Origin of the sequence: Chlorogloeopsis fritschii PCC 6912 (genome assembly GCF_000317285.1) — a bacterium.
GTDB lineage: Bacteria > Cyanobacteriota > Cyanobacteriia > Cyanobacteriales > Nostocaceae > Chlorogloeopsis > Chlorogloeopsis fritschii.
This window is the reverse complement of record NZ_AJLN01000065.1, coordinates 44,566-54,123: the sequence shown is the minus strand read 5'-3', so window position 1 is coordinate 54,123 and position 9,558 is coordinate 44,566. Positions and strand designations below refer to the sequence as shown.

Below are 9,558 nucleotides of genomic sequence, written 5' to 3'. Positions count from 1 at the left end.
TTTTAAAAAGCAGAGAAAAACAGACATTACAGAGCAAGCTGAATTTATTTGTCATATTTTCGATATGTTTGCATAATTAGTTTTTATTTGGATAACCAGATTAACTTTACTAGTTTCTGTAATCCCAATACAGAAGGAAAATTTCCATGAAAATTCTTTTGGTAGAAGACGATGAATTTACAACTTCAGTAGTTGTACAAGCACTTACAAATTATAACTATCAAATTGAGACTGCAAATGACGGTCAACTTGGTTTGGAGCTGGCAAAAAAAGTTGATTTCGATCTGCTTGTGTTAGATGTTTCACTTCCAGGATTGGATGGAATCAGCCTTTGTCGCCAAATTCGTTTTGCAGGCTATCAAATGCCAATTTTAATGTTGACTGGCAAAGACAGCACTACTATGCGTATCATGGGATTAGAGGCTGGAGCAGATGATTATGTTGTTAAACCATTTGATTTATCAGAGTTAATTGCACGAATTAAAGCTTTATTGCGTAGGGGAAAAGAAATTTTACCGACAGTATTAACTTGGGAAAGTTTGCAGCTTAATACCAATACTAAAGAAGTTACTTATGCTGCAAAACATCTACATCTTACCCCGAAAGAATATGGTTTATTGGAACTCTTTCTCCGCAATCCTCAAAGGATATATAGTAGAAGTGCTCTGCTAGATAAAATATGGTCTTCTGTTGAATTTCCTGGTGAGGAAGCTGTCACAACTCAAATTAAAGGTTTGCGGCAGAAACTAAAAGCAGCCGGTATGACTGTAGATTTAATAGAAACAGTTTATGGATTGGGTTATCGGCTGAGGGGAGAGGAAAAGGATAAATCAATTCAAAGGGAACAGGGGATTTTAGACTCCCACAGAGGAACAGATAATCACATAACTCCCAGTGATGAGCTAGCACAAAAGCATCAAGCCGAAGCAAAAGTGATGGCTGTAGTGGCGAATTTGTGGGAAGAGTTTAAACAGACTTTGGGGGAACAGGTTGAATTGTTTGAGCAAGTACAAGCTCAGTTATCAGACGCAAAGCCAAATCTTTCCTTACTCAAGCAAGCAACAGCACAAGCCCATCGTTTAGCTGGTTCTTTAGGATGCTACAGCCTTCTGGAGGGTTCAACAATCGCAAGGGAAATCGAAAGATTGCTAGAGGAAACTCAAACTACTCCAAAACAAAGTGCAAGCCTGCAGTTAGGAGAATTAATCAAATCACTGAAAAAAATACTGCATCAGCAGCCATCAATGCCTGCTACTAGTTCCTCCTCAAAAGTTTCCTCAAGACGGTTACTAATAATTGACGACGATGCCATACTAACCGAACGAGTTAAACTAGAGGCCAAAATTCACGGCTTCCAAGTAGAGATTGCAACAGATCTGAAAACAGCAAGAACTATACTTGCTCATCACTCTCCTGATGTCATTTTATTAGACCTCTCCTTTCCCGATCCACAGGAGAATGGTTTAAAGCTCTTAGCGGAATTAAATCAGAGCCAGCCTGAGATTCCTGTCTTAGTTTTGACTAGCTGCAATCAATTATCTAAACGAGTAGAAGCTGCAAGTCATGGTGCATATGGCTTTTTAAGCAAAACTATGTCTGCGGCTGAGGTAATTTCTGCACTCACAACAGCACTGAACCAGCATCATCTCACTGAAGCTAAAATCCTGGTTGTAGATGATGACTTTTTGGTACTTAATCATGTGACTGCATTACTGTCACCCTGGGGACTACAACTGACTACGTTAAAAGACCCCCAAAGATTCTGGGAGATATTAGAATACACTGTACCCGATCTACTGATTTTAGATATCGAAATGCCTGATTTCAGCGGTATTGAACTATGCCAAGCTGTACGCAACGATCCTCGCTGGAGTCATTTAGCTGTTTTGTTCCTGTCTGTACATTCTGATACCGAAATCGTGCATAAAGTTTATGCGGCAGGAGCCGATGATTACATCAGGAAACCAATTGTAGAGCCAGAGTTAATTGCCCGTATATTAAATCGCTTAGAGCGGGTACAACTAAGATAAAAATTAACATATCAGTATTATCATCAGTAAATATTTAATTGTTTCATGCTATGGTTCAAAACGAGTTTTTTTACCCCTAGCAAGGTTTGAAGGGTAAAAGTAAAGTTATGTCAGCAAAATGCATTTTGGTAATTGATGATGAAAAAAACCTGTGTACTATTATTCAAGCTTGTTTGGAAAAACTTGGGCGTTGGCAAGTGCTAACAGCCCACTCAGGTAGCGAGGGCTTAACTTTAGCTGAGATTGAGCATCCTGATGCTATTCTTTTAGATGTAATGATGCCAGATATAGATGGACTGGCGCTGTTTAGTAAATTGCAGAGTAATCCTTCAACTCAAAATATTCCCGTAATTTTGCTGACAGCTAAAGTACAGACGGTTGACTTAAATAAATTTGCTCAACTAGGAGTTGCAGGAGTGATTCCCAAACCTTTTGATCCATTGAAACTTTCACATCTGGTAGCTGAAGCTCTAGGGTGGAAATCTTAATGAGGAGCCAGCGCGCCCTAGCGGCTACCCTCCGGGAAGCCGCTAGCTAACGCAACGCCTGACGGCGAACGCGTCTAGCGCCGACTTGTAGCGACTGGCGTGGCAGAAGGGAAAGATTAGTTCTCGTTACCAGGTTGAACCTGATAACGAGGGTAACGGGGGTACGAGGGTTTCGATGCTGTTGCCTCCAGAACTAAAAGTGTTACCTTGAACATAAATTTCCAGCAAAAGTGTCGTTCCTCATAAAATCCTCATTTTTTTATTTTAAGTTATGGGATGAAGCTAAATTGAGGAACAAAAACCATGAGACACAACAGCGATCGCCAAAATTTTGAAACCATTGGCAATCAAACTCCCTCAAAACTCGCAGATAATATCATGTTTGCTGGATATACAAGCATAGTGCATGACTTAAATACGTTAATTGAAGACACTGAACGTTTAAACCATCAACTCGAATTGCTCAGACAGTACTACAATTATCAGCAACAGCTAGTTAGAAACAGAATTTTAACAATCATAGAAAATTATAAAAATTCAACTGATGATTTGTATGCTGATAACTGAAAACAACCGCTTTAGGTTCAAGAAGATGTCTTGTAATAGCGAGAATACTTTGACGGTTGATAAAGTTTCCATTTGGTTAATCTGCATTTAATATCCAATTACAAATAACCAAATCCAAACTAAACAAATTGTGAATACAAACATTTTTCTATATCCTAAAGTCGTTATTTTGGTAAACAGCATCCAAATCATTTACTTTTTAACTGGTTTAAAATGAGAAATCAAATACTCGGTTACTGTTAATTTTACAGGACTTACGCACAAGTTATAGAATAAACCGCAGAGGAAACAGAGGACACGGAGTCAAGAGGATTTTAGAGGGATTTTGCGTAAGTCCTATTTTAGCAGCAGAGGCTATGATTTTATAAATAGTCTCTTACACTTAATCATTAGTATTTCAAAAATCAAGGAAATATTAGAATGTTAACCAGTTGGCAGATATTACAGAGGTTGAGTATATTCGAGCAGTATCTATATAGTGTCATCCGAGAGTTTTTGTACAGCTATGGTGAAGATACTATATGGATTTATGAGGGCGGTACAACTAGCGGTGTATCTACGATTGAGATAGAGGAAACAGATACAGAAATTATCATTCAAGCAGACATTTCCGATATAGAAGCTGAAAATCTTGAAGTTCAAGTCTCTCCAGAAACAGCTTTAATCAAGGGAAAAGAAGTAACACTGACAGAGATTTTTAGTTCCTTTGATTTTGAATTTTGCCCAAGTCAATTTCAAATTGTGATTCCTCTACCTAGTTTGATTCAGCCTCATGCCACAATCGCAGAATTTAATGACGGTATCCTGAAGCTCACTTTTCAGAAATCTTACAATAAAAAGCGGCTAATTAAGGTGAAAATTTTCGACACAAAAGATTATGCACCAGAACCATCTTTAGCTGTAGACGCAGCTCTTGGAATGAATTGGGACAAATTAAGTTTAGTGTTCTCTCCCAGCGAACAGTGTGTAGGAAGTATAAATAATGCAAAATCTAGCTAGCAAAAGAATTCTATTTGTTGATGACGAACCCCATATGCACAAAATTGTCAAAATTAGCCTGGAAACAATCGGAGGCTGGGAAGTAATGGTAGCGAATTCAGGTGCAGAGGGTATAGTCAAAGCAGAGGATCTTAAACCAGATGCCATTCTTTTAGATGTGATGATGCCGGAAATGGATGGCATTGCTTGCCTGAAAAAATTGCAGTTGAATATCCAAGCTCAGTCAATACCAGTAATTTTCTTAACATCAATTTTAAGCTTCACTGAAGCAAATCAGTTCTTGGCATTAGGTGCAGTAGGAGCGATCGCTAAACCATTTAATCCTGTGACGCTAGTTTCTGAGATTGCTAAAATTCTTGGCTGGAACTTAGAGAATTCAGAAACACAAAGGGTACAAAAGCATTACATATCTTAAATCACAGCACAACATCTTTGTATAAACAGCGGTATAAAACAATTATCTAGCCCTTACCCTTCCGCTACTAGCTTAGGTATTGTGAAATAAAATATACTGCCTTTTCCTAAAGTACTTTCCACCCAAATCTTGCCACCGTGTTGCTGCACAATGCTCTTGCAGATAGCTAAACCTAAACCCGTTCCTCCTTTTTGGCGCGAGTCAGTAGCATCAACTTGTTGAAACCGTTCAAAAATACTTTCTAACTTACCATCTGGAATGCCCCTACCTTGGTCTTGAACTTTAAATAAAATTTGATCTGTAAGACATTCCACACTCACTGTTACTTTACTATCTCGTGATGAGAACTTAATAGCATTACCTATTAAGTTGACAAGAGTTTGAATAATCCGATCTGGATCTATCCAGATTGGAATAGAACTAGGCAACATCACAAGTGCAATGTTATTTTCAGTAGCCAGAGGCTGAACAGTTTCTACAGATTGACGCAAGATTTTAGTTGCATCATACCATTGCTTAACCAGAGTTACTTTGTTTGACTCTAAGCGTTCTAGGTCGAGAATATCATTTACCAAGCGCACTAAACGTTCTGTCTCGCTAGAAGCAATTTCCAACATTTGTTGGGCTGATTCTGGTTGCTCTTTGAGTACTCCAGCAGCTAGTAATCCTAAAGAACCACGGATAGAAGCCAAGGGTGTTCGCAGTTCGTGGCTGACAATAGAGATGAACTCATTCTTCATTTTCTCTATTGCCCGACTTTCTGTAATATCTTCTACAGTGCCCACATTACCCATTAATTCACCGGATTCGGAAAAAATGGGAACCGCCATTAATCGACAAAAGCGAACTGTTGCATCTGTGTGAACATAACGCACCTGGGTGCGAAATTCCTGATTTGTTGTTAAAAATAAAGTCCACTGAGGAAAAACAACTTCCAAATCTTCAGGATGAATAAACTGCATCCAGCCATCTCCCAACGCTTCCTCAAAGGTAAAGCCACAGATTGCTTGACAGCGAGGATTGCTGTAGATATTTTTCCCTTGAGCATCTGTTCTAAAAATACCTACTGGTGCAGACTCACTCAAAGTCCGAAATAAAGTTTCGCTTTGCTGTAAAGCTTCTTCTGCCCGTTTGCGATCGCTAATGTCAATACTAACTCCCGTTACAATCCAGCAATTGGCTACTTCATCCCGATGAGAGGAATAAATAGCAGAAATCCAACGCAGCGAACCATCTTTGTGATGGAATCGATATTCTACACCGAAAGTGCGTTCCGCAAAAATACTCTCAAAGTGTGGATAAATAACCTTATCCCGATCGTCTGCAAACACCCGTGACATCCACAACATTTTATCGGTGACAATTTCTGCAGCAGAATAGCCAAAAAGAGTCTCGCATCCAATCGACTGATACTCATATTCCCAGTCTCGATTTGCAAAGACGCGGAAACTGACAATAGAGGCATTCGCCGTGGTGAGAATATTGTCTAACCGATTTTCTGATGCTTTCAGGGCAAGCTCTAGCCGTTTGCGATCGTTAATATTGATGCTGCTGCCCACAATCCGATAGATGCGTGAACGTTCATCCCACAAAGGAGCCAAGCTAGTTATCCACCAAGTATCTTGCCCTCGAAAAGGTAAACATTCTTCATAGGTAATAACTTTTCCTGCTTCTTGACAGGCTCGGTAACGTTGCCGAACAGATGCAGCAACCTCACAAGGAAATATTTGTTCTAGAGACTTACCTTGTATTTCTGCTGAACGCATATTTGTAAAACGTTCGCAGGCGGGATTGAATCCAACTAATTTAAAATCACCGTCTTCGAGAACATCTACCACAAAAATAGCTTGTTCAACACCATTATAAATACTGCGTAAAAACTGCTCTTTTTCTTGCAGTGCCTTCTCAGTTTGAACACGCTCTGTAACATCCTGAGTAGTGCCATACAGACGAATCACTTGCCCATCGGCATTGAAATCTGCATAACCAATTCCCTCAATGTAGCGAATAGAACCATTAGGCTGAGGATTGAGCCTAAGTGTCAGTTTGTATGATTCACCTGTTGTAATTGCTCGTTCAACCGCTTTGTGCAATTTTTCTCGATCATCTGGGTGATAGAGATGCAAATTCTCAAGATAAGTGGGTTCTTTATATGTCGGATTTCTATGTAAGATGTGGAATAGTTCCTCTGTCCAGGTGATTTTTTGGGTAGCAATATCAAATTCCCAGTTGCCGATACGGGCAACTTTTTGGGCTTCTGTAAGGAGAGTTTTGCTTTTACGTAGCGTTTCTTCAGTAAGTTTAAGGTCAGTAATATCAAATCGGACACCATCCCAAATTATCCGCCCATCATCCATAGCGCGAGGGGTTGAGCATAAACGCGTCCAGCGAATATTGCCTTCAGGGGAATATTCCCGCACCTGAACATCAAAGACTGACATTGTTCGTGCAGACTCCTCCTGCTTCTGACTTACGTAGAGGAGATCCTCTGGAATTAAAGTATTATACAGAAGATTTGGATCTGCTAAAATTGCTTCGGGTTTCAGTCCATGTGCTTTTTCAACACCAGCACTAAAATAGTAAAAGCGATAGCTACCATCCAGTTCCCGCACAACCTGGTAAATGTAGCTTTTGGGAATATTATCCCCAATTGCCCGCAAAAAAGCTTCTCGCTCTTGTAAAGCTTGTTCTGCTCGTTTGCGAGCATCTATATCTCTGTGAATGCCAGCCATTCGTAAAGGCTGGGTATCTTTATCCCGCAATACAACCTTGCCATAATTGGCAATCCATTTCCACTTGCCCGATTTAGTTCGCATTCGGTATTCAAAAGCATAGGGAACAGAACTATCCTTCAAGTGAGCCTGCAAGACATTCATCACCCAGGGTTTATCGTCTGGATGGATACATTTTTCCCAGGTGCTAAACTCAGCTGGAAGTTCATCGGTTGCATAGCCCAGCATTTGTAGCCAGCGGGGGCTGAAATATACTTCCCCCGTTGCTAAATTCCAGCCCCAGATACTATCTCCAGATGCTTCCAAGGCTAGTTGCAATCGTTCTTCACTCTGGCGCAGTGCTGCCTCTGTAAGTTTTAATTCGGTAATATCGCGTCCAACCGACTGAAATTCAATAAAATTTCCTTCATCATCAAATAGCATTCGGTTAACCCACTGTGTCCAGCGAATTTCCCCTTTACCATCAATCACCCGATTCTCAATAGTTATGGTAGGGTTTTCAATACTCATTGACTCTAAAAGTTGAGCCACCCGATCTCTGTCTTCTTCATAGATAACAGGGTTGTAACTCTTACCAACAATGGCACGCCGCTCAATGTCAAAGTAACGGCAAAACCCCTGATTAACAAATAAAACAGTACTATCTGGCAAAAAACGAGCTACCATTTCCGTCTGATCTTCTACAATTGCTTGGTAGCGGGCTTGACTGTATTGAAGTGCTTCTTCCTGCTGCTTGCGTAGAAGCGTAGCGGCTTGCTGTGAGGCATCGCTAATATCAAAGACGATTCCCTGAAGCACTAGGGTTTGCCCATCTGCTGCCAGTGCAAGTTTGGCTTGATCTTGCACCCAGATAGTTCTACCGTCGGATCTAATCATGCGGTACTTGCAGCATAAGGGTTTACCCGTAGCAATGGTAGCGGCGATTTCTTGCTGAAGGCGATCGCGATCCTCTGGATGCACATATTCTACCCAACTCCTAAAAAATTCCGGATTCCACTCTTCGGCTGAAATACCGAGGAGTTGTTGCAGTTGAGGGCTAATGTAAGCAAATTCTAAGGTTGCGGTGATGGGCAAAGTGTAGACAACTCCAGGAATTTGCTCAACGAGATTGCGGTACTGCAACTCGGCTTGTTTAAGGTGGGTTTCTATCTGTTGTAAAGCTTCCAGAATACCTTCAAGCGTGATTACACCTACTAGTTGCTCTTGTTCGTCCAAAATTGGCAAGTGGCGGATTTTGTGATGGCGCAGCAGGTGTAGGATATGAAATAAACTGTCTAACTGCGATTCTTTGATGGTGATGACTGGATGAGTCATTACATCTGATAGAGTGGCAATGCTTAAATTCACCCCAGAAGCGATCGCCCCAACTAAGTCTCGCCCAGTAAAAATGCCAACTAGCTGTCTGTGCTCGAAGACTAAGACATAACCTGTTTTACTATGGTTCATGGCTGTCACTGCAGCCTCAACTGAGGTATCTGGTGGTAGAGTTACCAGACATGGCTGAATCAATTCTCTTTGGGGCAATGCCACCATACTCTTAGGTATAAAAATTAATGCATTAATATTTTAGTTCTAGCTACACAGCAAATCATTCTTTGGAAAAATGCGCCCAATGAGTTCCCCTAATTCCCATCAGAAGCCGGAGAACTGGGTTTTAAAGGCTTGGCAAAATAAAAAGCCCCAAACGGGGCTATAAATAAATGTTACCGTATGCTCAGTAAAAAGCAATACTCTTCAAGCATCCGCCTTGTACTGTGTAATAAATATTGCCATCTAAAAATGAGGAAATTCTGAGGAAAGTCTGAGAAGTAGCCAATATCACTTATCTACCTCTACTGCCACGCGGTTTGCACTCAGTGAGTGAATCTCTAAGAGCGCAGTGGCTCCTTCCTTCTTATCAATCAATTGGATGCGGTAAACAGCTCTACAAACCCCCGTTTTCCTAGCAAAAGGGTTGTGCTTTTGTCTGGTGATCATTGAAATGGCAGAAAATCAAGAATCTGAGCTAATTGCTAGATTCCTCAGATTTTCCTCATTTTTTAATTTTAAGCTAAAGAGAATAGTAAATAAGGAGCCTTTTATAGATTTTAAATTTACTCATCAACCAAACAAAAGTAAAAAATACCTCTTTTCTGTGTTTGAAAATAGAATCAAAAACCTCCTAATTTAGGTTTGAAATTATATACTATCATCACTATTATTCAGATAAATATATAGTATATTAACAGACTGAAATACCTTCTCTCAAAGAAATTAGAGATAATTACTTATATTTTTGAAACAAAGAATATAGGCGAGAGTCTCTATTTTTTATTTCTTATTTTGGA

6 protein-coding genes are annotated in these 9,558 nt (G+C 40.1%); 5 read left to right on the top strand and 1 reads right to left on the bottom strand.

The window, feature by feature from the left end:
• Positions 1 to 146 precede the first annotated feature (146 nt).
• The 5 genes from UYC_RS0111270 to UYC_RS0111250 all read left to right on the top strand — a co-directional run bounded on the left by UYC_RS0111270 (position 147) and on the right by UYC_RS0111250 (position 4,499).
• Entirely contained in the window at positions 147 to 2,030 is a 1,884-nt protein-coding gene (locus UYC_RS0111270; protein WP_016878880.1) for a response regulator, read from the top strand.
• Between the two features lie 107 nt (positions 2,031 to 2,137).
• The gene (locus tag UYC_RS0111265; protein ID WP_016878881.1) at positions 2,138 to 2,518 is read left to right on the top strand and encodes a response regulator; all 381 of its coding nucleotides are present in this window, start codon (positions 2,138 to 2,140) and stop codon (positions 2,516 to 2,518) included.
• Between the two features lie 303 nt (positions 2,519 to 2,821).
• Positions 2,822 to 3,085, top strand: a complete 264-nt coding sequence (locus tag UYC_RS0111260; protein ID WP_016878882.1) for a hypothetical protein — start codon at positions 2,822 to 2,824, stop codon at positions 3,083 to 3,085.
• 420 nt (positions 3,086 to 3,505) lie between these two features.
• Complete coding sequence (locus UYC_RS0111255; protein WP_016878883.1) at positions 3,506 to 4,084, top strand: Hsp20/alpha crystallin family protein; 579 nt, start codon at positions 3,506 to 3,508, stop codon at positions 4,082 to 4,084.
• Positions 4,068 to 4,499: a response regulator gene (locus UYC_RS0111250; protein ID WP_016878884.1), complete on the top strand. Its 432-nt coding sequence runs from the start codon at positions 4,068 to 4,070 to the stop codon at positions 4,497 to 4,499. Before UYC_RS0111255 ends, UYC_RS0111250 begins: the two co-directional genes overlap by 17 nt.
• A 53-nt stretch (positions 4,500 to 4,552) precedes the next feature.
• On the opposite strand, the gene UYC_RS0111245 is transcribed toward UYC_RS0111250, so the two are convergent.
• Entirely contained in the window at positions 4,553 to 8,764 is a 4,212-nt protein-coding gene (locus UYC_RS0111245) for a PAS domain-containing protein (RefSeq protein WP_016878885.1), read from the bottom strand.
• Positions 8,765 to 9,558: the final 794 nt, after the last annotated feature.